Annotated in this window: 32 protein-coding genes; 1 reads left to right on the top strand and 31 read right to left on the bottom strand. The window is 37.3% G+C overall.

Features of this window, described 5'->3' with window-relative positions; genetic code table 11:
- Positions 1-63: 63 nt before the first annotated feature.
- On the bottom strand, positions 64-1,164 hold the full coding sequence (locus ABGV42_RS00470; protein WP_347379857.1) for a hypothetical protein: 1,101 nt from the start codon (positions 1,162-1,164) through the stop codon (positions 64-66).
- A gap of 424 nt (positions 1,165-1,588) precedes the next feature.
- Between ABGV42_RS00470 and ABGV42_RS00465 the strand changes: the two genes are divergently transcribed.
- Positions 1,589-1,810 (top strand): alpha/beta-type small acid-soluble spore protein, encoded by a 222-nt coding sequence (locus ABGV42_RS00465; RefSeq protein WP_347379856.1) that lies wholly within the window; start codon positions 1,589-1,591, stop codon positions 1,808-1,810.
- Positions 1,811-2,204: 394 nt separating this feature from the next.
- Here ABGV42_RS00465 and mutM read toward each other — a convergent pair whose 3' ends face one another.
- The 30 genes from mutM to ABGV42_RS00315 form a co-directional block, all read right to left on the bottom strand.
- Positions 2,205-3,095, bottom strand: a complete 891-nt coding sequence (gene mutM, locus ABGV42_RS00460) for a bifunctional DNA-formamidopyrimidine glycosylase/DNA-(apurinic or apyrimidinic site) lyase (protein WP_347379855.1) — start codon at positions 3,093-3,095, stop codon at positions 2,205-2,207.
- 326 nt (positions 3,096-3,421) lie between these two features.
- A complete protein-coding gene (locus ABGV42_RS00455) occupies positions 3,422-4,198 on the bottom strand; it encodes a hypothetical protein (protein WP_347379854.1) in 777 nt (258 codons plus the stop codon).
- A 90-nt stretch (positions 4,199-4,288) separates the two neighbouring features.
- Positions 4,289-4,762: a hypothetical protein gene (locus ABGV42_RS00450; protein ID WP_347379853.1), complete on the bottom strand. Its 474-nt coding sequence runs from the start codon at positions 4,760-4,762 to the stop codon at positions 4,289-4,291.
- 70 nt (positions 4,763-4,832) lie between these two features.
- Positions 4,833-5,345 carry a hypothetical protein gene (locus ABGV42_RS00445; protein WP_347379852.1) on the bottom strand — a complete coding sequence of 171 codons (513 nt, stop codon included), beginning with the start codon at positions 5,343-5,345 and terminating at the stop codon, positions 4,833-4,835.
- A gap of 1,021 nt (positions 5,346-6,366) precedes the next feature.
- Positions 6,367-7,575 (bottom strand): hypothetical protein, encoded by a 1,209-nt coding sequence (locus tag ABGV42_RS00440; protein ID WP_347379851.1) that lies wholly within the window; start codon positions 7,573-7,575, stop codon positions 6,367-6,369.
- A 33-nt stretch (positions 7,576-7,608) separates the two neighbouring features.
- A complete protein-coding gene (locus ABGV42_RS00435) occupies positions 7,609-7,830 on the bottom strand; it encodes a hypothetical protein (protein WP_347379850.1) in 222 nt (73 codons plus the stop codon).
- Positions 7,805-8,116, bottom strand: a complete 312-nt coding sequence (locus ABGV42_RS00430) for a hypothetical protein (RefSeq protein ID WP_347379849.1) — start codon at positions 8,114-8,116, stop codon at positions 7,805-7,807. The genes ABGV42_RS00435 and ABGV42_RS00430 overlap by 26 nt, the downstream gene beginning before the upstream one ends.
- Before the next feature lie 501 nt (positions 8,117-8,617).
- Positions 8,618-8,803, bottom strand: a complete 186-nt coding sequence (locus tag ABGV42_RS00425) for a hypothetical protein (RefSeq protein WP_347379848.1) — start codon at positions 8,801-8,803, stop codon at positions 8,618-8,620.
- Entirely contained in the window at positions 8,800-9,267 is a 468-nt protein-coding gene (locus tag ABGV42_RS00420) for a hypothetical protein (protein ID WP_347379847.1), read from the bottom strand. The genes ABGV42_RS00425 and ABGV42_RS00420 overlap by 4 nt, the downstream gene beginning before the upstream one ends.
- 12 nt (positions 9,268-9,279) lie before the next feature.
- Positions 9,280-9,621 carry a hypothetical protein gene (locus tag ABGV42_RS00415; RefSeq protein WP_347379846.1) on the bottom strand — a complete coding sequence of 114 codons (342 nt, stop codon included), beginning with the start codon at positions 9,619-9,621 and terminating at the stop codon, positions 9,280-9,282.
- A 28-nt stretch (positions 9,622-9,649) separates the two neighbouring features.
- Positions 9,650-9,841, bottom strand: coding sequence for a hypothetical protein (locus ABGV42_RS00410; protein WP_347379845.1), 192 nt, complete (start codon positions 9,839-9,841; stop codon positions 9,650-9,652).
- A gap of 19 nt (positions 9,842-9,860) precedes the next feature.
- A complete protein-coding gene (locus ABGV42_RS00405; protein WP_347379844.1) occupies positions 9,861-10,250 on the bottom strand; it encodes a hypothetical protein in 390 nt (129 codons plus the stop codon).
- Between the two features lie 13 nt (positions 10,251-10,263).
- Complete coding sequence (locus ABGV42_RS00400) at positions 10,264-10,530, bottom strand: hypothetical protein (RefSeq protein WP_347379843.1); 267 nt, start codon at positions 10,528-10,530, stop codon at positions 10,264-10,266.
- Position 10,531: 1 nt separating this feature from the next.
- The gene (locus ABGV42_RS00395; protein WP_347379842.1) at positions 10,532-10,972 is read right to left on the bottom strand and encodes a DUF7659 family protein; all 441 of its coding nucleotides are present in this window, start codon (positions 10,970-10,972) and stop codon (positions 10,532-10,534) included.
- A 48-nt stretch (positions 10,973-11,020) separates the two neighbouring features.
- A complete protein-coding gene (locus tag ABGV42_RS00390) occupies positions 11,021-11,392 on the bottom strand; it encodes a hypothetical protein (protein WP_347379841.1) in 372 nt (123 codons plus the stop codon).
- Between the two features lie 2 nt (positions 11,393-11,394).
- The gene (locus ABGV42_RS00385; protein ID WP_347379840.1) at positions 11,395-11,745 is read right to left on the bottom strand and encodes a hypothetical protein; all 351 of its coding nucleotides are present in this window, start codon (positions 11,743-11,745) and stop codon (positions 11,395-11,397) included.
- Positions 11,746-11,755: 10 nt separating this feature from the next.
- Positions 11,756-12,220: a hypothetical protein gene (locus ABGV42_RS00380; protein WP_347379839.1), complete on the bottom strand. Its 465-nt coding sequence runs from the start codon at positions 12,218-12,220 to the stop codon at positions 11,756-11,758.
- Positions 12,198-12,503, bottom strand: a complete 306-nt coding sequence (locus tag ABGV42_RS00375) for a hypothetical protein (RefSeq protein ID WP_347379838.1) — start codon at positions 12,501-12,503, stop codon at positions 12,198-12,200. The genes ABGV42_RS00380 and ABGV42_RS00375 overlap by 23 nt, the downstream gene beginning before the upstream one ends.
- A gap of 23 nt (positions 12,504-12,526) precedes the next feature.
- A complete protein-coding gene (locus ABGV42_RS00370; RefSeq protein WP_347379837.1) occupies positions 12,527-13,111 on the bottom strand; it encodes a hypothetical protein in 585 nt (194 codons plus the stop codon).
- A 177-nt stretch (positions 13,112-13,288) separates the two neighbouring features.
- Positions 13,289-13,753, bottom strand: coding sequence for a hypothetical protein (locus ABGV42_RS00365; protein ID WP_347379836.1), 465 nt, complete (start codon positions 13,751-13,753; stop codon positions 13,289-13,291).
- Positions 13,754-13,832: 79 nt separating this feature from the next.
- Positions 13,833-14,273 (bottom strand): hypothetical protein, encoded by a 441-nt coding sequence (locus ABGV42_RS00360; protein WP_347379835.1) that lies wholly within the window; start codon positions 14,271-14,273, stop codon positions 13,833-13,835.
- A gap of 20 nt (positions 14,274-14,293) precedes the next feature.
- Positions 14,294-14,671 carry a hypothetical protein gene (locus tag ABGV42_RS00355; RefSeq protein WP_347379834.1) on the bottom strand — a complete coding sequence of 126 codons (378 nt, stop codon included), beginning with the start codon at positions 14,669-14,671 and terminating at the stop codon, positions 14,294-14,296.
- Positions 14,672-14,694: 23 nt separating this feature from the next.
- A complete protein-coding gene (locus tag ABGV42_RS00350; protein WP_347379833.1) occupies positions 14,695-15,396 on the bottom strand; it encodes a metallophosphoesterase in 702 nt (233 codons plus the stop codon).
- 11 nt (positions 15,397-15,407) lie between these two features.
- Positions 15,408-15,599: a hypothetical protein gene (locus tag ABGV42_RS00345; RefSeq protein WP_347379832.1), complete on the bottom strand. Its 192-nt coding sequence runs from the start codon at positions 15,597-15,599 to the stop codon at positions 15,408-15,410.
- Positions 15,600-15,617: 18 nt separating this feature from the next.
- Complete coding sequence (locus tag ABGV42_RS00340; protein ID WP_347379831.1) at positions 15,618-16,358, bottom strand: ADP-ribose pyrophosphatase; 741 nt, start codon at positions 16,356-16,358, stop codon at positions 15,618-15,620.
- 460 nt (positions 16,359-16,818) lie between these two features.
- Positions 16,819-17,178 carry a hypothetical protein gene (locus ABGV42_RS00335; RefSeq protein ID WP_347379830.1) on the bottom strand — a complete coding sequence of 120 codons (360 nt, stop codon included), beginning with the start codon at positions 17,176-17,178 and terminating at the stop codon, positions 16,819-16,821.
- A 10-nt stretch (positions 17,179-17,188) separates the two neighbouring features.
- Positions 17,189-17,518, bottom strand: coding sequence for a hypothetical protein (locus tag ABGV42_RS00330; RefSeq protein WP_347379829.1), 330 nt, complete (start codon positions 17,516-17,518; stop codon positions 17,189-17,191).
- Positions 17,519-18,098: 580 nt separating this feature from the next.
- Positions 18,099-18,581, bottom strand: coding sequence for an HNH endonuclease (locus ABGV42_RS00325; RefSeq protein WP_347379828.1), 483 nt, complete (start codon positions 18,579-18,581; stop codon positions 18,099-18,101).
- 59 nt (positions 18,582-18,640) lie between these two features.
- Entirely contained in the window at positions 18,641-18,856 is a 216-nt protein-coding gene (locus tag ABGV42_RS00320) for a hypothetical protein (protein ID WP_347379827.1), read from the bottom strand.
- Positions 18,857-19,396 (bottom strand): hypothetical protein, encoded by a 540-nt coding sequence (locus ABGV42_RS00315; RefSeq protein ID WP_347379826.1) that lies wholly within the window; start codon positions 19,394-19,396, stop codon positions 18,857-18,859.
- Between the last annotated feature and the right edge of the window lie 469 nt (positions 19,397-19,865).

Genomic DNA, 19,865 nt, shown 5'->3' with positions numbered 1-19,865 from the left:
TTTCCAATTAAAAAACCGTCTGAGCCTGGCGACTCAAACGGTTTTATATAGAGGGGATGCTGATTAGATGATATCAGCGATTTCTTCAGCGGAGATTTTATCGGAGTGCTGTACGCCTTCACCTTCAGTTTTAGCGAATGGATCTTCCTGGCCTTTAGTTTCGGAAGCAGTGTTGCTTTCAGTACCGGAACTAGTTACGCCGATCAGCTTGTCTACTTCTTCACTGGAGATACTTGGTACATTACCCAGTTGAATCGCAGAAGGATCAACACCGAAGCGTACAAACAATTCTTTCATACGTGTCATGTGCGGTTGCAGAGACAAGAGCGCACTGTCAATGGAACGTGGTACGAAGGATGAAATTTCACCATCGACTTTCTCAAGATCGATTCCCCATACGTTAGAGAAAATGTCATCTTGCACGTCAGCAAGAATCGGATATTGAGCTGTGTTAATTGTCATATCAAGAGCCATTTTCATACGGTCCTTGGTATTTGGATATTTGAAGCTGAATTCACGTGACGCAAGACCGTCAGTTTCTTCGGCACCAGACTGTACCTCTACTTTACGGTAACCGTCAGCCGCGCTGTCCAACTTTTTCTCGAATTGGTTATCAGTGATACGAACCAGTTGAATATCATATTTCGGTTTGCCTTCTGGAGTTGTGGAAGCTGCACCACCACGAGCATCAAGTTCGATAACGCCTGCAGGATAGTAACGAGTAATTTTAGCTTTTGCTACCGGGGAAAGTTTAGAGAACTCAGACCATTTGATCATGCACTCTTCATCAGTAGCCTGTGGATTTTCTTCTTTCCATTTCTCGTACTCAGGACCGAACAAGTTACGGCTCAGATCTTCCCAGTATTTGCAGTAAGGGCAAGAACCGTCATTTTTTGGATTACCTGTAGATGGATCGAGTTCAAGGATATCACTTTCTTCGTCCATAGTCTTTTTGTATCCGTTCAAGCAACGTACAGATTCACCGCGATCTTTACTTGTTTGTACAGAGTGAACACGTTCAGCCAGTACAATAGCATTTGTTCTGTCATCCTCGAAAGGTGTGAACAGGATACGGTACTCTTTACCTGCTTGTGGATTAAAATACGGAATTGTCAACTTGGACCCTGTGAGATTTCTTGATTCTCTCGATTTCATTACTGCCATGATTAGTTTCCTCCTAGGTAATTGTGGAATAGTGTAGAAATTGTGGATATTGTAGTTATAAAGAAAATCTCATAATCATGTTTATTATCCTCAAACATTCTTATTTAATTTTCCTTACACCACCTATTTAAATAGACAAAGTATAGACCCCAGTTCTTTTAATATTTCATAGAATCAGTCATATTTTTATGCCAAAGTTCTTTTTCACTTCGATACCATCATTTTAGTTAATTCTTTTTAATTATAACTTATCTTTGTTAATGATCAAATAATTAGGATACATGTAGGTTACTTTAGAATTGTATGCGACTACCTATGAGGTACATTGTTTAACGTAAATTTTGTATTTTTCCATAAATTGCATCACATAATCATATTCGCTCAAGTAAATACTAACTTTAATCTAATAAAGGAGGAAAACAACATGGCACAAAACAGATCATCAAGCAATAACTTGGTAGTTCCTCAAGCTAGAAACGCAATCGAGCAACTGAAATTCGAGGTAGCACAAGAACTGGGAATTCAACTTCCAGCAGATGGTTACCAAGGTAACATGACATCCTACGAAAACGGATCCATCGGAGGCTATATCACAAAACGTCTCGTAGAAATAGCTGAACAACAACTGGCAGGCCGTACTCGCTAATAAAAAAGCCGTCTATAATCAGACGGCTTTTCTGTGCTATAAAACGTGATTTCCACGAAGTACATCCAACATCACACTAATCATATCAAATCTACGCTCGAAAATAAGATATGAACTTACTTGTTGCTCAAGTTCAGGTTCGTAAATTCCAAGTTCAGCGTACAATCTCTCAACTCGGTAATATACTTTAAACTCGTCCGTATTTCCATCGAGGTAAATATTACATGTATACCGTGATGTTAATTCTTGTACATCCATGTACGAGAGACTTGCAACGAAAAGATAATCTTCGAGATTACCATAGACTTCTGCAAATGATTCAGCAGTTAACTCATCGTAGCGTGTGAAGCAGTCTACTGCATAATGGGATAGTTCGAAATCGTAAGTTTCAGTATTAAACTGTAACTTCTCCTTGTGGTTTTTCAATTTGCTGATCCTTTCTTACTGGTTGACAATTTAAACAACTTCTAGTCATACGACCCTTAAGATTGAATGCTTGTAACTCGTTACCGCAAGTACCACACTCAGTCCTACCGTAAACTTTAAGCTGTTCTGCGAATGTTCCACGATTACCGTTACCATCCTCGTAATCGGAAATTGAAGTTCCGCCTGCCGCAATACTACGTTCCATAATCTTCCGCGTATTATTCCAAATATTTCGCAAATCCTCATCGGTAATCATGTATCCATAAGTCGAAGGATGGATTCCAGAAGCATGCAAAGTTTCATCTGCGTAAATATTTCCAATACCTGCAATCAGTTCCTGATCGAGGAGACTACTTTTAATAAATGAACCGCTGTATTTTTTCTTCGTCCGGAAACGTTTGACGAATTCATCAAAATCTTCAGAGAAAGGCTCAGGTCCGAGTTTGGAAATAGATGTAGATGTTTCCATTTCCTCAGCAGTAAATACTTCCATGTATCCGAATTTTCGCACTTCACAGAAGAATAGCCAACCAGTATCAAGTTTAATATGAATAAATGCATATCTAAGATTGGAACCCAACTCAGCAGTTCCACCTTCTTTGTAAATTAATTTGCCAGTCATTCGCAAGTGACAAATCAATTTAAGTTCATTGTTATCACCATCAAGCAAGTCAATGATAATGTACTTTCCTCGGCGATCGATACCAGTGATCATACTACCTTCGATCATTTCCTTAAAATAGACTCCACCTTGCGGAGTGAGATCGTGGAGTACTACGTCAACCTCTTCAATAATCTTACCTTCAATGTTTGGTCTCAAGCTGCGGACTACTGATTCAACCTCTGGTAATTCTGGCATGATGTACCTCCAAATATAATTAATTGATATATTCTAACAAAAAGAAGATACCCAGGAACAATGCAGCAGTAAGTGCAAGGAAAGTTCCAGGAATTAAGACTCCTGCGGTAAATAATACTGAATATCGTATCAACCACTTAGGGAAGACCTTAAAATCTAATTTATGTTGAACATATCCCAATACTACAGTCAGGAACATAATAACTGAAAAAGTCAAAGTTACCTTGACTGAAGTATATGTAGGTAATCCTGCAAGTCTAGATATTAATAATGACAGAAATAATGAGACTGAACTAGTAGCTATAGAGAGTGTAATAAACTTAAAACTATTGCCCATCGATACTGAACGATATGCCGTAAGATTCATTAGTGTGGATATTTAGAATATCATAAATCTCACGTATAGCTAGTTCAGTTTTTTGAATATCTTCTGTCAAGTAGAGCTTGCTATTAAATTCTGTTCCTTCGTAATTGATGCTATTTAGATAGTGAAAGTGTGTATTACTTGCAGCTGATACCTGTTCAGAACTGAATAATTCATGCCAAAAATTATCTCTCGAGGTACGTGTCTCATTAAGATCACGCATAATCATTAACGAGGATAATGCGGTACCTAAAATATAGCGCAATTTGCTGTAAATTTGCTGTATTCCCGTCCCCTGATTTTGCATCAACTGGGCTATTTCTAATCTGACCTGTTTAATCGTATCGTTATTGTACTTTACAACATCATAAGCATCAGGAGATTGAATCAGAAAGTAGTCCGATCCAAAATCGCTAATCTCAACACCATGATTTACCAAACCATAAATAAGCCGTGGTGATACTATTGATGGATCATGACAATCAATAAGTCGTGAAATCACAACCTCAATTTCAGGTACAGTTTCTCTAATTTCTCGTGTACATTCCTCAATTAACGCAGAACTTGTATGATTATACACGACGACGAAAATATTTACTTTGTCCTCGTAATTACCGTAGATGATACCCGAAATTATCTCTAATCTCGCAGATAATAACTCGTTTAAGAGTTTAATATTTCTCTGGGTGTCGTTATATTCCGAGATGTCGTCCATACTTATCTGATAGTTACACCTCATGGTATACCTCCCTAAATTATTCCAGAATAATTACACCTTATTTTCACCAACACTTTAATGCTAACGATATATTATAGATAAATAATATATTCACCTCATATTAGGCTGATCTTGTCGGACCAATATCAACCAAGTACTGTCCGACTTTTCATGCTCTTTAATATATTCTTCGATATTTTCCCAGAACGGAACGAATCCCAATTCATAACGCTCAGCACGATTTTTGAACTCGTCAAGCGTGACGAATGCCCAACTGAAATCATACATATTGTCTTTACTAAACTGCTTTCCGATACGTTCAACTATATTCCAGTGTAACTTATTTTTAGGTCCCTCTTGAGCTATCAACTCAAATACCTGTTGTATCTCGGGAATTTTCCCATCATCAAAATATACCATCGACCATCCCCACATATTTGCATCATCTTCATCTGTGTAAGGCGACCAATAGCTAAAAGAACCCCTAAATCTGTGTGGCAGTGCGTAATTTCCCTGTAAATCTTGAGAAAATATTACTTCACTCGGAGTTATCTGGACTAAGTGGAGCGTAGTATCCAATCCCATAAATATGTCACCTCTTTATATTGTTAAAATATATTAACCCTATCCGCAAATAAGATAGGGTTAATTTTTGTTAAACGGAAGCGAAAAGTGCCTGTGCTACTTGAGGTTGTGTATCAGCAATATAGGAAAGGTTTGATCTAAATGCCTGATATTGTGTTGAAATAAACTGATTGACATTATTAACATCAAACAGGTCACTAATAGCGAGTTCACCTGAGAACTCATACAGGAAACTATACTGCCAAGCAAGTCGTACACCAAGTGTTCCATGGAAACGATAAACAGCATCAGAACCTGTAGGGATAATTTCAGAGTTGATGATAGAGTGATCGAACTCGATCATACTGTTATTCTGTACATGCGCTGTTAAAAATGAGTCGTGCATCCCGCTCAAAGCCCGCTGCAATCCAGCTTCTGCACTGCGTCGGATAACAGCTTCCCAGGGTGAATCTCCAGTTGTCGATAAAGTTTGAAATGCCCCTGCAATTGTTGTAGGTGGATTCAAACTGAAGTCCATACCACCTCGTTCGAGATTATAAAGATAGTTGCTATCTGCGTGATTAATAAAGTTTTCGTAAGTCATGATTGTTTCCTCCATTATTATATAAAATTTATATGAAAACAGTCTGTTTCTGATTAAGTGTCTTAAATTCATCCACACTATCCCGTATTCGTTTAAGATGGTCTGCAATAAATTCGTGAACGTAATCCTCGTTCAAAAGTTGATATATGATAAAATTGACAGAATAAACATACTCGAACTCAGGATTTAATCCTTCGTAGCCAACCTTAGCTTTTAAATATGTGGAATAGTTAGACAAGTCTGAATTCCATAGAATAGACTGTTCCTCATTACCGAAGGTACTCATATTGAACGCGACTCTACTATCACCATAGTTTACTATGTGTGTGCCCAGAGATTCCCAGTAAATGTCCATAATAACTGTGCCCAAGGCGACACCTAGTATATCCTCGAACTCAGACAGGGTTACCTCATCCATATACTTATTTATATAGTTATATAAGTCCTGAAATAAACCTTCAGTTGTATATGTCATTTCGTTGTCTACGTAAAATTGGTCATAGTTTACATTCAGTCTGTCGATAAAAGTTTGATATTCCAGATGATTTCCTCCTCTCTTTATTCAAATACGATGAATTTTGTACTTATAGAAGTAGTCGATGTATTCCACCAATTTAAATCGCTTATCTTCACAGAAACTGGCTAATTCTTCAGGATCTAGGATAGATTTAAAAGGTAAGTATAAGATGTAAGAGTGGCTGATTTCATTTCCGCTCGTATCGAAATAGGACATTTGATAATTACTTGCAAAACACTTATCGTAGTTATAAGAAATGATTTCAGATTGACCGTCGTAGATAACAGGAATCGACTCTCCTGGATATATACTACTTATAGTCTCCACGAAATAATTACAAAATGCACTATTAAAAGCATATATTAAAGCAGCTTTCGTACCTTTATTCGCTGTCCCATTCTTGGCGTAAAGTATCGCATCCTCGAAAGTAGGTAGATTATAATTCTCGGCTTCATATTGATATGATAATCGAGCGTCCGCTAATAGTCTCAGATTTAAACCTCCCTAGTACTTGACATCATCGCCGAAGAATAACCTCAACAACTCATCATTAACTTTTTTGGCACCTTTCTGGTCCTTGACAGTTAATCCAAAGTCTCCTACAGCGCCAAGTAAATCCTCAAGTTGATCTGATGAAATTATCCTGTTAATGTCGTCAACCCTAGCCATAAATCCAGTTTTCTTTTTTGTATAGTCGATTCCATCCATATGTTCGCCTGTAGAGAATGATTGGATTACAATTACAGATGAAACAATATCAACTAACTGGTCTGGATGAATAAAATAGAGGATGTGTTTGCATTTTCGTACCAGTTTGCTCATATACTTACGAACCTCAGTACATGCCCATGAAGGGAAAGCTAATTCGTCATGATTAGGAAACTGAATACGTAATTCCTGCCGTGCTTCAGCGGGAAACTTCTCCCAATTTTTAAAGAAAGTTAGTGCGTTCGTAATATCAAGTTTAGTTACCTCACTCCGAGGTACTAATAATATTTTTGAATGGGGTTTACCATAAATTTCTCCCGTAGTTTCCTGGTCGATCTTACTATTAAATAACTTCTGTAATCTTTCCCGCTCACGAGTGTTAGTCTGTAAGTTATCCGTGTCTATAGTATTAGCGGATGACTTTTTAACAGGTTTACCCTTAGCTGGCTTAGTAGTTGTACTTTTAGTCGTAGTTCGCGTACTAGTAGCAGGTTTACGTGTAGCGGGTTTAGCTTTAGCCACACTTTTAGTTGCAGCTTTTGTTGTGTTTTTAGTTGCAGCTTTTGTTGTGTTTTTAGTTGTAGCTTTCTTAGTAGTAGTTGAGGTACTCTTAGTTGCCTTCGTACGTGTCGTACTACTTTTTGCCCTAGTTGAAGTCTTTCTCTCAGTTTCATATTCCACATCATTATCAGTCTCAACAGGCTTACGCTTTTTCACAGTCCGTTTCTTCTGTGGAGGTGGTGCTCCAAATAAGGTTTCCAAGAATCCAATTTCATTCGACTTAGATTTCGGCTTAGCCTTAGGTTTAGCTTTCTTCTTAGTCGTTTTACCTCGTCCAAATAGTTTGGAGAGGACACCTTTACCTTTAGATTTACTTTTACTCGCAGAAGAAGCACGACCTGTATTGACAGCTCGTGCTTCATAGATTTGTTTTCTACCTTTAGCGCTACTTATCTTATTTTCGCGTACCATTTTGATAAGTTCTTCATCAGAAATTTCCGGCAATAGAAACACCCCTTAAATGATATTCATTTTGGTTTATTCGCCGTCAGCATCCGAGATTGTAAAATCGTCTACAGTTAGATTGGTTAACTCACGTTTGCGGTATGCGTACTGTGTATCTGAGACCTGATACCCATACTTATTGTGCACAACTGCATAATATCCAATATTTCTGTCATGACTTTTGTCTATAACTACATGGAGACCTTCTCGGCTCCGATATTCGTCAGCGTTATGATCCGGAAGTATTAGCTTCAAGTTCAGTTTCCCTCCTTGCAGCTTCCTCTTGCTGATGTCTCTCATATTCACGTCGGCCACTCAATACATCGCCCGGAGTAAATGATCCATCTTGATCGTCAAAACAATATCCCGGATGCTTATCGGCAAATTCTTCACACTCTAAACAAAAGTAGTAACTGTAAAAATCGGTAGTATTACCTGCGATTGAATGAGCTTTTTCACCCTTTTCAATTTGACGGAGACATCCTTCGCATATGTGGTTCTTTCTAACTGTTACCAGAGTGTTTCGATAAAAATAGGTCATCCTATTTTCCTCCTCTTATATTTTACCATATTTTTAGTACATATCGTTAGCCTAATCACAACGTCAAAGCTAATTCAACCCATTTTTAATAATTTTTTACATATGTAAGTGACATCAATACTTGAGATTGCAGACCAAGCATATATCATATTGAGGTTCCATGACACATTCACCAGGTATATAGTCATATTCAGTACGTTGCATCTCTTTCGGATGATGACAACGATCCTTTAATCCAACTCGGCGCTTAATCCGTTCATCGATCTCATAACGGCATTTAGCACATTCGTTATAAGAATAAGCTACAATTTCATCGTCATACTTGTTGAATACTCGGTGACGATAATAAATCTCACCTTTGAGAATATTTTTGTCGCACCACCTACAATTAGTGTGTAACTTTTTTGATGCGATTAATCTCTTCAAACAATTACCCCCAATTTATCGTTTTAATTAACTTATACATCATCATTACTTAATTAAAACGATATATGGAGGTATTTATTCGACAATTTCGATAACAATTTCAGGTCTTAACGGATACTCAGGTTCACCCTCAAAACTCTCAGCAGTGTAATAGGCTGTATCGCGGGGATAACGCTTATAAAAAGCACCGTTTTCAACACTCTGGAAGACCATTCGTCCCCAGAAGTCGTCTCCAACTGAACGTAATAATAGTTTTTTCATGTATGACACTCCTTTAAAATTTCAGTCATTCCCAATTTTCTCCGGTAATAGTTTATATTTTGAATATTAAGTTCTTCGTAAACGTGTGAATACACATCTGAGATGAATTCCTTACCATGATTATATGCACGTATTTCGAGATTTAATTGGTGTTTAGTTTTTACCATTTCATCAGTGGCACGTTCCTCAGTCCGTCCCATATCTATACCATTATAATATTTATAATGAACATAATGTCCCAATTCATGCGACATTACAGCATGTGCTAATCCCAAGGGTGTTGTCGAATATTTATCAGCTAAGTGAATTATATTGAGCAGGTTCATTGAAATATAGTGAATCTCTTCATCATACTGATAACTACCTAAATCGATATCATCAGTATCTATTACAACAATGTCCCATATGCGTAAAACATCATTCAACCAGTCTTTCATTGCGTATTCAAGTTCAACTCGTCCCATAATTACCAGTCCTTACGTTATAATCATGATGTTATTGTTAATTGCATCGGTAACAGAAATTTCACCCGCAGTATAAGCTGAGTATAATTTCCTTGCTTCAACAAGTAGTTCACCCAAGTTCAGCGAGATAACTTCCTCGTGTACCAAGTTCTCTAATAAGTATAGTGCACTTAACCTAAAATAAAAGGTAAAGCTATACGCATGTACTCGCGTAAATTTTATTTCCACATTAGTCAATAATCCAGCATATTTATCAATAATTATAGCAACCTCAGAAAACTCTGGATCATCTTGCAATGGAACACTAATAACTAGAGGACTATCCGATACAAGGACTTGGTACAACTCTGCCACCGATAACACCTCAACTTTTCATCGGATTTTATAATACATAATTGATATTATATCCACGGTCACTTGCATTCTTGATCATTTCAAGTACACCTACAGGTATATTACCATATTCAATTTCAATAATTGGAGTTTCGCCACCGTCATTATAATCGAACATAATGCAAGGTGTTTGCGAAACTCCATAAGTTGTTCTGTAAATATCAAGTTTAAGTCCTGACAAGATGATTACCTCATTTCAATTATTTATAAATTCCACGATACCACATCAAAAGCAATTTACAGTGATCCAATGCGGTTAGCTGTTTAATTGTGCTATTTAGATCGGAGTCAGAAATACTGTTATCCAGATTAAGATAACGTTGTACAACTCGCATGAATTCTCTACGTGCGCCATCACGAACTTCAAAGAGTTCCTTCAACAAGTGACTAGATTGTCTGATATTTTCGGAATATCGATAGGTTCCACTATTGTACATTAGAATGAAATCCTCGTTAGCGATGTTGTCATACATAATCTGAGGTAGTATAGCAAGCGCTACCATATAATCAGTAAATATACCTGCCTCTAGATTAAGAATCTCTACGTAAGATAACTCGTTTGCTTTCCTAAATCCAGCTGAGTTACTCAATGTCCGATCACTCCTATCCGAATCTCCGTTTTCTATCCGCGGCATATTCCTTTTTATAAGTTTTGACAAACCATGAATTATAGTTTCTCAGTTCCCGGAAAGATGCATCGTAATTACGTTTAGCTTCTTTCCACTCGGGCATCGCACGGACATGATCAGGAATTCCACCAATTGGGGATAAACCGTACTGTTCAAATTCCTTCAATTTAGCGGATTGTTCCTTATTCCAATCTTCTAGCATCTGACGATGTGCTTTAGCTTCCTCATAAGATGCACTCATATCAATAGAACCTTTCAGCGGAATTTACAGCAGCTTTTGCCAATTCAAGTCCATGCTTCAATCGCGGATCAGCTTCGATTTCCTCAAATGTAAAATTCAACGCATCCAAAGTGTGACTTACATCCTGAGTATAACCGTATTCATGGTTTGCCAATTCATAGTAAAACATTTCATAAATGAACCCTTCGCCAGTAGTATCTGCGTCAATTGCCATCTTTTTACGTCTAGCAATATTGATATGCATTTCATAATAGGCTCCGTGATCTTCTTTACGAACAAAACCACCCATCCCAATTGACTTGACTTTATCTTCGTCAGTCCGCTTCAGCCCTAGCTGCACTAAACCTTCCTCAAATTGTTCGGTATCGAAGGCATAAAACGAAGGAAAATTGTTGATTTCTTCGCTGATTTCACGTTTCATCTCGACATAAGAGTTTGTCATGTTAATTTCTCCTTTTCACTCAGCTGCTATTCTTGATGTAATTGGACTTTATACATATAGTCCATTCATTACCATCAACACCAATTTACATTGATCCAAATTTGTTAGCTGTGCCACAGTAGTTGCTACAGTCTCGATATCCCTAATATCGCTGAGATCCAAATAGTCATACATAGCTTGACTATATGCTTCGCGTCTGAATCTGCCGTCCATGAAGAATGCTTCTAACATAGAATTGCAGTCTTTGGTATTAGTTGAAAATCGGAACAGTCCGGTTGAGTATGCGTGAATAAATGATTGTTTACTATTTTCATCATTTATAAGATCACTAAATAAGTGCCATGCCACGTAATAGTCGGTTTTAAAATCTGCCTGCAATTTCAGTATATCAGGCATATATAATTGTGTAGGTGCTGTCACTATTATTCCCCCTCATTATTTTCGTTGTTATTAATATATTGTGCAATAAGAATAATTCTAGCTAAGTGCAATGATTGTTTATCAGCTATTCCGATATTATGATGTTCAGTATCTAACTCACTAAAGTACTGTGCAGCTGTCTTCTTGATCCTATCCTCACTGGAAGGATCGATTTCGTGTATATCACGTAAGGCGATGTTAATGTATTCAGTGTTCGTGCTATAATTGAAGATTCCCGACTCATGATGAAGTAGGAAATCTTCGAACTCCGTATGCTCGTTGTATACAGCATTATGCACGTAAAAATCGATATCAATTCCAGCAGGTAGAGATTTTATTTCAGTTAAATTCATAATAATTCCCCTATCTATCAAAAATAGCTTCCGATATTTTTGAGTGGAATGCTCGACGTTCAGCAGCGGTTAAACTTCTTGACACATCTCGAATCGTACTTAAAATGTCATCGAGAGGTTCAACCTTAGCTGACTTTCTATTAACCGATTTAACATTCAAACGTTGCTTGGCTTCTTCATCAGCAATTGCCCAACGTTTAATTCTATCAGTATCATGATACCGCTGTGAATATTGAGGTGCGTTAACTCCCTCAACATAAATTTTATTAGTCTCACCCTTCGGACTGTAAAACTTGTACACTCCGCCGACTGCTGCCATTACGACAGAACTATCGTAACCTTTAGCATCGTTGTACTCGTCAGCACTATCTACAGGTAACCAATAGTATGTCTTTCTACCTTTACTATCTAACCGAATTCCCATGTATACCATCAGGAATTCTTCGATTTCATTATTCTGCTGTTCGGCTCCCAATCAACTCACCCCCGAGTTTGCAAATCTGAGTCAGAATAAATGGAGAATAGTAGTTTGGATTCTCAGTCACAGTGTACTCCCATTGTGTTCCGTCATCTTTTGTGAGTATTACAACAATACATTCATATTCATGGTTGTGATGGTAATTGTTCAGAACACCAGTAAATATATGGAATTTATCCAGTTCTCTATTATATATCTCATAAGCAACCTTATCACCCTGATTCAAATTTTCCAGCGATACAAGCATTTCATTTACAACATTGTCAAATACTTGAGTCATGTTAAGTCCTCCTATGATTGTTATTAAACGAGTTTGATACTTTTGACAGAATAGTTAGAACTTTTTAACGTTTCACCACTGATATGGAAAACTACTTCATCAGTGTGTTCGGTCAGTAAGTTGAGAATAATAACACCATCCACCGTAGCGTATGTTTCGTAAATATAGGTACTGGATGCTGACTGTCCATTGAATCGATTATGATACTGTACTTCTATGCAATCTCCAGGATTAACCACATTAAGTACCTGATATATACTGTCAAAATATGCTTTTTCTCTATCAGCTGAGTACCTAATCAAAGTTAGATCATGGGAAGCGACAGTATTTAAACCTACCTCACACAAGTCATCCCGTTGCAGACGAAATGCATAAGATTTTCTACCTGTGACATTTCCGCGCGCATCCAATTCATCTATTGATTCTCGTACTATAGTTGCGTACAAAATTCCAAGACCATTAGATATACCGTGTTGATTAGGATTATGATCGGTATAAACAACACGGTCGCCTACGTACAGCCATTCTCCGAATTTGTCGTAACGACCAGAAAATCTAGGTTTACCTTCTCCGATATATGCGATATGATTTTCAAAATTAGATTGCATTGATATAACCTCCGTATATGTAAATATATTTTCTTCTATTATATACTTATTTATAAGCTTTATTGAGCTACCTAAAGTTAATACTTACGATCTAATATTGAGAATATTTTGAGAAAGAATTTAACCCCTTAGAATTAAAGTTATTCAATCCTAAGGGGTAGTTAAATTTATGCTATATTAAATTTGGCTATTATAGTCGTCTTCGTCAGATTCTTCATCCGAATCGTCCTCATCGGATTCATCCTCGTCAGAGTCTTCATCCTCATCATCGCCAGGGTTGTCTTCGTCAAAATCGTCATCATCTGAATCTTCATCGGAATCGTCCTCATCATACTCTTCGTCATCGGATTCTTCATCGTCAGAGTCTTCATCATCTGAATCTTCGTCTGAATCGTACTCTTCGTCTTCATCCTCGTCGAAGTCTTCATCGCCTTCTTCATCGTGAGCATCAAGATGGAGTTCACCGTTGGCATAAGTAAATTCGATGCCTGCGAATTCTAGTTTCTTGCTGATCAGTTCCAAGGATTCAGGATTTTCGAATACCTCAGTATCGGACTCATCCACGACAAGAACGTTCTCCCCGTTATTTACAGCGGAAATGATCATTTCCTCAATCACTGATACCTTATCAACTGCTGCCATTTACGATTCCTCCAATTATATATTATTTTTCTCTCTACCCCAATTAATGAAAAGGATTATTTTAGGATAGTGAAAATTGTCAATTAACATCAATCATGTAATTCTTGCCATGATATGGCATAACAAAAATCTTATTCTCTCTTGGCAATGCTACCCAGTACAAAGCATTCATCAATTCGGGATACTGTATTTGAAGTGTAATTCTATCATGAAGAGGAGTTTTGAAATCAAATACAAAATCCTCTGGAATTGTCTCAAATAATGCCCTAGTCTCAGGACTTTCGTAAATGAACTGGTCAGCGTTCCTTGAAATAATGTACCCGCAATTACTACAATCGACTTCAGCTATATCCAGAAGTTCAGTAGGTTCTTCGAAGTTATAAAAGGGTGTCTGAAACTGATAATTCCAATACAGCAATCCGCAAAGTGTTTCATGGCGTTCTGTATTCCAAACATCAATTACATGCCGTTTACCGCTATTACTGTTGTAAACCTTGAGGAACCTGACACCGTCGTTCAATTCGAAGAACCTCCCTTATTTTACTTAACAGTATATACCGATTGGGATAATAGTTTAGGTATTTCTGCCACATCTGAGTAAGGTATCAACTTAACATTTCTCAAATGAGTTACGGACTGTGGAATATCTACATCCGACCTGTAGAATGCGAATATTCTTTTACCTATCGCATCTGCCCAGCCTAGTTCAATTCCCACGCCCATGCTCACATGTGAGACCTCAGCTACCACAAAAGGTGATAAACTAATCCTATCATAGGATGATATTTCACTATTGTCATATCCGAAGAAATTGTATTGTCCGAGTCCTTCGTGACTGCCGAGTAAACTTACAAGCGTTGCTACACTACTTTTACTGAACTCACTAGAGTATGCAACGTATACTTGTGATTTTTGCATGTAATTCCCTCCTTTGCGTAATTTTATATTACACGTACAACCTTATTGAATAATAGTGTATCTTTATCCGTTACTCTGATATCTTTATGAAAATGACCGAAATACCAATGTTCGTAATTCAATTTCGATCTGACATACTCAAAATGATCATTTAAGACTTCACCCTTAATCCGCGATTTAACTACTTCCTCACCGAGAATGTTAAGAACAGTTCTGGAACAGGTATGAGTCAACATATAATCAACTTTCCAATTAATATCTGCCAGTACATGCAAGCTTTCAACAAGTTCAGCTTCACTAGGGACTTCATCTGCCCACCAATTCACGTTCTCAATACGCCGTCCTTTATCGGTAGATTCAGCACCACCAAGCGTATAGAAAGTTCTGTCACAAATTGTGAATACTTGATTTCTCTCCAGATATAGAACGTTATCACGGATTCTTCGTACTTTACCGCAATTCCATTCGTTTTCTGGATATGTACGAATTAGATCAATGTTATCATGGTTACCTTCAATGAAAAGAGTGGTAAAATTCTTCTCGTTTATCCACTTCAACCAAAAGCGATCTTCACTGTCGTCTTCCTTCCAGGGAAAACCAAAGTCACCTACGATAATGAGAAAGTCCTCACGTGTTAATTCTTTTTGTTGTGGGAAATTCTTAGTATTCAGTTTGTGAATATCGATTTCCCCGTGACAGTCTCCCGTGACGTATACTCTTCCCATATTTATTCTCCTTAAAGGTTACTGAAGAAGTCATCCATTTTTTTCCTTGATGCAATCTCAATGATTTCAAGATCACCAAGCATAACAACCCCATATTGCGCAAAAATCTCATTGATCGCGTTACGTACCTCATCATCGTCATGACAATATCTGATAAAAGGATCATGCTCGCCGTAAATCACAATAAATTTGTGATTGTTCATTTTAACACCTCCGCGTATTTAATATATTGATAGTTCCGGAGTCTGACCAGAAAATCTAAACAACAATGCAGATCGTTGAGAATACTTGTCCGACTTAAGATGAACTCCCTCAGCGTCTATTACACCTTCAAGTATTCCACCACGTTTGCTAGTTTTCAGAAATTTTTGGTGTACATTATCAGGCTTAAAATTCGGTGCAACTACCTGTAAATTCCTCACCAGTTCAGCGATAGTGAAAGTGTCTGTTAGGAAGTATTTTGCTATATCCGTTATAAGTATAATTCTTTGAAGATACTCATACACACTATCGATAATCTTTCGGTGATTTGGAAATATATCCAGTTTATCTAACTGCTCAATACTGAACAGGTCAACTGATTTTGGATCATCCTGGCGTCTGAAATCATCCAATTGGTGATAAGGTATAACAGATAAGAATGAGTGGTGAATAATCCATGCACCTGAGTCATCTGTATAATCGCTACACTGCCCAACGTACTCAATATAAGGGTCAGTTGTTAGTGTTAGTTCCTTTACGATATCGGTCGCCATATCATCAAGTGATACATAACGATCGATTACCTGACCAGGTAATTTCCACATACCTTTATCTGATCTGACAAGGAATACCTTTAGTTCATAATCAGGTAAATTTCTTCTAACAGATACATTTTCATGAGGTACCATGGTAAATGCAACTACATCTGCCGATACTCCGTCGGGAGTCCTGAAGTCATCAGCTATCTTGTCCTTACCCAACTTCCCAACCTCCTTAAGATTTAATACCTATGTATCAATAATGTTAATGTGACATTATAGACCCCTAAAATAAATTGCCACCTCTCAGTGACATCTTGTTTGTTTTAATACTGTATTTTAATAATATTATTATAACATATTAAGTCGATTTTTTCAAGTTTCGATCCATTTTTTGCCAAAATAAAAGAGACACCCGTGAGTGCCCCTATCATCACTGCTCAATTTATTTCTGAACGTTGTTATAGTAATGGGTAATCATTTCGTTTACTGTGATATCCCCGTAGTATGAACTTAAGAAATACCTAAGCACCGGTTCCTCTATTAAAACCTCGTGATGATTAAGAAAATACTCCATGTGCCCCATACCTTTACCCCAACCGGAGTGATTCTCTCTACGACATCTTGTGTAATCGTAGTAAAGTTCATGAGATGCCTGCTGTATCTCTTGCTGCCTAATTTATTACACCTCCTGATAAGCACTATCGTTAAAAACGTCCAATTTAAACCTATTGTAGTAATACAATCTAGGATCCAGACTCTGTAAAATGTTATAAGCTTCTTCCTTCAATTGCTGTGCTTTTCTAAGTTGTGTATGTAATTCTGAAAGGACTATAACTTTGTCAAGTCGTTCTAAACCGCTAGGTGTATTTTCGATATCGTTAACTGTAGCCTTAACTTCAGTTTCAAGAATAATAACCTGCTTAAAATTTGAAGAGAACTGCGTATATACTTTCCTGAAAAATGCAATTTCATTTTCAGGAAAGATATTATACGCGGTAATATTCCATGCACGTTTAAACCAAATTAAAAATGATGTCATATTTATCTCCTTAAGTACGATCAGTGAGACGTAATAACTCACCGAGGATATCAAAATCACCACTTATAGATTTAAATTCAATAATCTGACTACCGTTTCCTATCTTTGCCCATTCGATAAATCGAAGTAAATCACCCTCGTGAATTTCGCCTAAATCAGTATCTGCCCATCTAAATTTGGGTTTTTCCTCAGGGGACATACCGATAAGCCACCAAGAAGGTCCATATCTACGTTCAATCCTGAAGTATAGGTAATCTCCGTCATTGATTGTTACATTAACAGTCTGATACCAATCGAGGCAAGGTTTATTATAACTGTATACAAAAGGTTCTTTTTTCAATTGTACCTAACCTCCTAAATAGACTAGTTATTCCCAAGAGATAACCATCTTCCATGGTCCAGTATGATCGGTTACTTGCACAGTGTACCCAAAGTCCTGCATAACATTCGTCATGAAACTAGCAAATTCACCTACGAAAATGAGATTGTTGCTATTCAATTCACATGCGCCGTGATGAATCTCAAGGAAATTCTGGTGTAAATTTGCTTGTGCTATAGAGCTGAACAATACAGGACTGTAGGAGAACCACCAATCCTGGACAGTGTTAAACTGATATTCAGATATGTCGATAACTGTAGAATTGACCATAAAATTCTCGCTCCATTCCTTTAAATTAGTTTTACCTCTATTACTTCAATAGACTGTTTACAGAGACATTCGTAAATACAGTTATTCTACATTGAACCTATGGGATTCTTGATACACATACAGAGCTTCTTCGTAGTTTCTACACCTTACCAAGAGTACATGTTCCCCGTTTGTTGCAATTTCTACCTTCGCTCCAGGGCATTTTTCCTGAATGTAGAGTGCAAACTGATGTAAGTTGTTATAATGACCTTCAAAATAGATTTTTCTCATATTAGCTGATTCCTCTCTTATCTAATTCCTCGTCCAAAAAACTTCCGAGATAATCAATATTTAATTGCCACTCCAAAGAGGAACGTCGATTCCATTCTGCAAATGATATAGCTTTATGCTTTTCTAACGTAGTCTTACGACAACTATTGACCTTCATAAAATGCTTTTCCAATGACACCATGTCGAGTTTTCCAACGTCAGCCTGCATTTGCGCGTATCCCCAGTGCTTACACATATGGCAGTCGTCACAAAGGCAAATAAGTCCAGCAAGTGTTACAAAATTCCCGGAGTCACTTTCAACATAATCCCAAATTTCATGTGCAGACATTCTTCCAGTTGTGTCGCAAATTTCACATCGATGCCCTGCACGTTTGTATACTAATCTCCGAATGATATCCCAATCTTCACTCGAAAAATTATTCCGTAAATTCATGTTGAATGATGTAGCAGGTACCAATTCTAATTCTAATTTTAATTTTCGCATATAATCACCTTTAAATGAGATATACCACAAAACCTGAGTTAGGCTTTGTGGTATATGTATCAGGAATTTGTAAGTGTTACACTATTGTCCGTAAGACTGATTGTAATGTTACCATCGATTTTAGCCGGTTCCCAATCAATCTGTAAATCGCTACGAAGGAACTGGACAGTTTTGATGTCCAGAATTTTACCACCGTCATTGAAGATAAGACAATTATGCCACTGTTCTTCACCTGCAACTCTGTAAATTCCAGTTGCGACTGAATGTACTAACATCTAGTTGTCCTCCAAATCTGCATAAGCTAAGAGATTATTCTCATGAATAAGGTTGAAGCTTAATATATCATTTATATTACAGTTAATTATTTTTCCTCCGCCAGAGTATGTAGAATATACGTAGTAATCAGGTAAAAAGTATCCCTGATTAAAGTGCTGCAATAATATTATGACAACATCTCCAGCATATGAACTAACAAATTCGGCAAGTTGCGGAGTTAATGCATCAGATTGAATTAGCAGATAATCGTATTCTTCAACAATATCCAAAAGATCGTTATTATCTATATATTCCTGATCCTTAGTTATTTTTGCGTTAATTGACTCGTAAGTATATCCGCTCTTGAGTGCGATGCTCATGTCCCAAATGGAGTAAGTTAAGTTATAAATGTCCTCACCAATAGCTAAGATTCTCCGGTCTCTTTTAACAATTTCATATAAAAAGGGTAATACTGTCACAGCGTTAGCATCGCCTGTAAACATTAATTTCTTTGCATCAGACTCTAATGTCCTATTTGCCCAGAAAAGTACATCATTCATGTAGTTGCCCTCCGGTAAAGTAAATCTAAAATTCATCTATATGCAACTTGTTATCCTGGTGAGGACATGTACCGAATTCTCTGTAATATTCTTCGATACCTAGAGTACATGTCCCTGCATCCAGGTCATCCCCACAATAGGGACAGTATTTAACATTTAATTCTTCGTTTTCTTGCATATCCTTTGTTCTCTACTTAATAGCACGAATCCACATGGATACCTGCATTGTATGAAATAGATCCATGAACAAGAGCGCAGTTACATTTCGGACACATACGTACTTTTACCCCACGCGGATATTTGCTAAGAGCCTTATGATTCGCTTTCAACATATAAGCGATGTTACTGTCCCGCGTGATTTTCTTTACCTCAACCAGTTCGTCAATTACTTTCGCACCCAACATATACATTCAGCCCCTTAGATTATATTTTAGTTTTTTAGTTTACTTTCGCAAGAAGATCATCAATC

Source organism: Paenibacillus pabuli, assembly GCF_039831995.1.
GTDB lineage: Bacteria > Bacillota > Bacilli > Paenibacillales > Paenibacillaceae > Paenibacillus > Paenibacillus pabuli_C.
Note: the sequence above shows the minus strand (reverse complement) of the source record. Positions and strands in the feature narration are given on the sequence as shown.

Coding starts and splice junctions, on each gene's coding strand:
- ABGV42_RS00470 (WP_347379857.1), bottom strand. CDS start 1,164: ATGGCAGTAATGAAATCGAGAGAATCAAGAAATCTCACAGGGTCCAAG.
- ABGV42_RS00465 (WP_347379856.1), top strand. CDS start 1,589: ATGGCACAAAACAGATCATCAAGCAATAACTTGGTAGTTCCTCAAGCT.
- mutM (WP_347379855.1), bottom strand. CDS start 3,095: ATGCCAGAATTACCAGAGGTTGAATCAGTAGTCCGCAGCTTGAGACCA.
- ABGV42_RS00455 (WP_347379854.1), bottom strand. CDS start 4,198: ATGAGGTGTAACTATCAGATAAGTATGGACGACATCTCGGAATATAAC.
- ABGV42_RS00450 (WP_347379853.1), bottom strand. CDS start 4,762: ATGGGATTGGATACTACGCTCCACTTAGTCCAGATAACTCCGAGTGAA.
- ABGV42_RS00445 (WP_347379852.1), bottom strand. CDS start 5,345: ATGACTTACGAAAACTTTATTAATCACGCAGATAGCAACTATCTTTAT.
- ABGV42_RS00430 (WP_347379849.1), bottom strand. CDS start 8,116: ATGACCTATTTTTATCGAAACACTCTGGTAACAGTTAGAAAGAACCAC.
- ABGV42_RS00425 (WP_347379848.1), bottom strand. CDS start 8,803: ATGAAAAAACTATTATTACGTTCAGTTGGAGACGACTTCTGGGGACGA.
- ABGV42_RS00420 (WP_347379847.1), bottom strand. CDS start 9,267: ATGGGACGAGTTGAACTTGAATACGCAATGAAAGACTGGTTGAATGAT.
- ABGV42_RS00400 (WP_347379843.1), bottom strand. CDS start 10,530: ATGAGTGCATCTTATGAGGAAGCTAAAGCACATCGTCAGATGCTAGAA.
- ABGV42_RS00395 (WP_347379842.1), bottom strand. CDS start 10,972: ATGACAAACTCTTATGTCGAGATGAAACGTGAAATCAGCGAAGAAATC.
- ABGV42_RS00385 (WP_347379840.1), bottom strand. CDS start 11,745: ATGAATTTAACTGAAATAAAATCTCTACCTGCTGGAATTGATATCGAT.
- ABGV42_RS00375 (WP_347379838.1), bottom strand. CDS start 12,503: ATGACTCAAGTATTTGACAATGTTGTAAATGAAATGCTTGTATCGCTG.
- ABGV42_RS00370 (WP_347379837.1), bottom strand. CDS start 13,111: ATGCAATCTAATTTTGAAAATCATATCGCATATATCGGAGAAGGTAAA.
- ABGV42_RS00365 (WP_347379836.1), bottom strand. CDS start 13,753: ATGGCAGCAGTTGATAAGGTATCAGTGATTGAGGAAATGATCATTTCC.
- ABGV42_RS00355 (WP_347379834.1), bottom strand. CDS start 14,671: ATGCAAAAATCACAAGTATACGTTGCATACTCTAGTGAGTTCAGTAAA.
- ABGV42_RS00350 (WP_347379833.1), bottom strand. CDS start 15,396: ATGGGAAGAGTATACGTCACGGGAGACTGTCACGGGGAAATCGATATT.
- ABGV42_RS00345 (WP_347379832.1), bottom strand. CDS start 15,599: ATGAACAATCACAAATTTATTGTGATTTACGGCGAGCATGATCCTTTT.
- ABGV42_RS00335 (WP_347379830.1), bottom strand. CDS start 17,178: ATGACATCATTTTTAATTTGGTTTAAACGTGCATGGAATATTACCGCG.
- ABGV42_RS00325 (WP_347379828.1), bottom strand. CDS start 18,581: ATGCGAAAATTAAAATTAGAATTAGAATTGGTACCTGCTACATCATTC.
- ABGV42_RS00320 (WP_347379827.1), bottom strand. CDS start 18,856: ATGTTAGTACATTCAGTCGCAACTGGAATTTACAGAGTTGCAGGTGAA.
- ABGV42_RS00315 (WP_347379826.1), bottom strand. CDS start 19,396: ATGAATGATGTACTTTTCTGGGCAAATAGGACATTAGAGTCTGATGCA.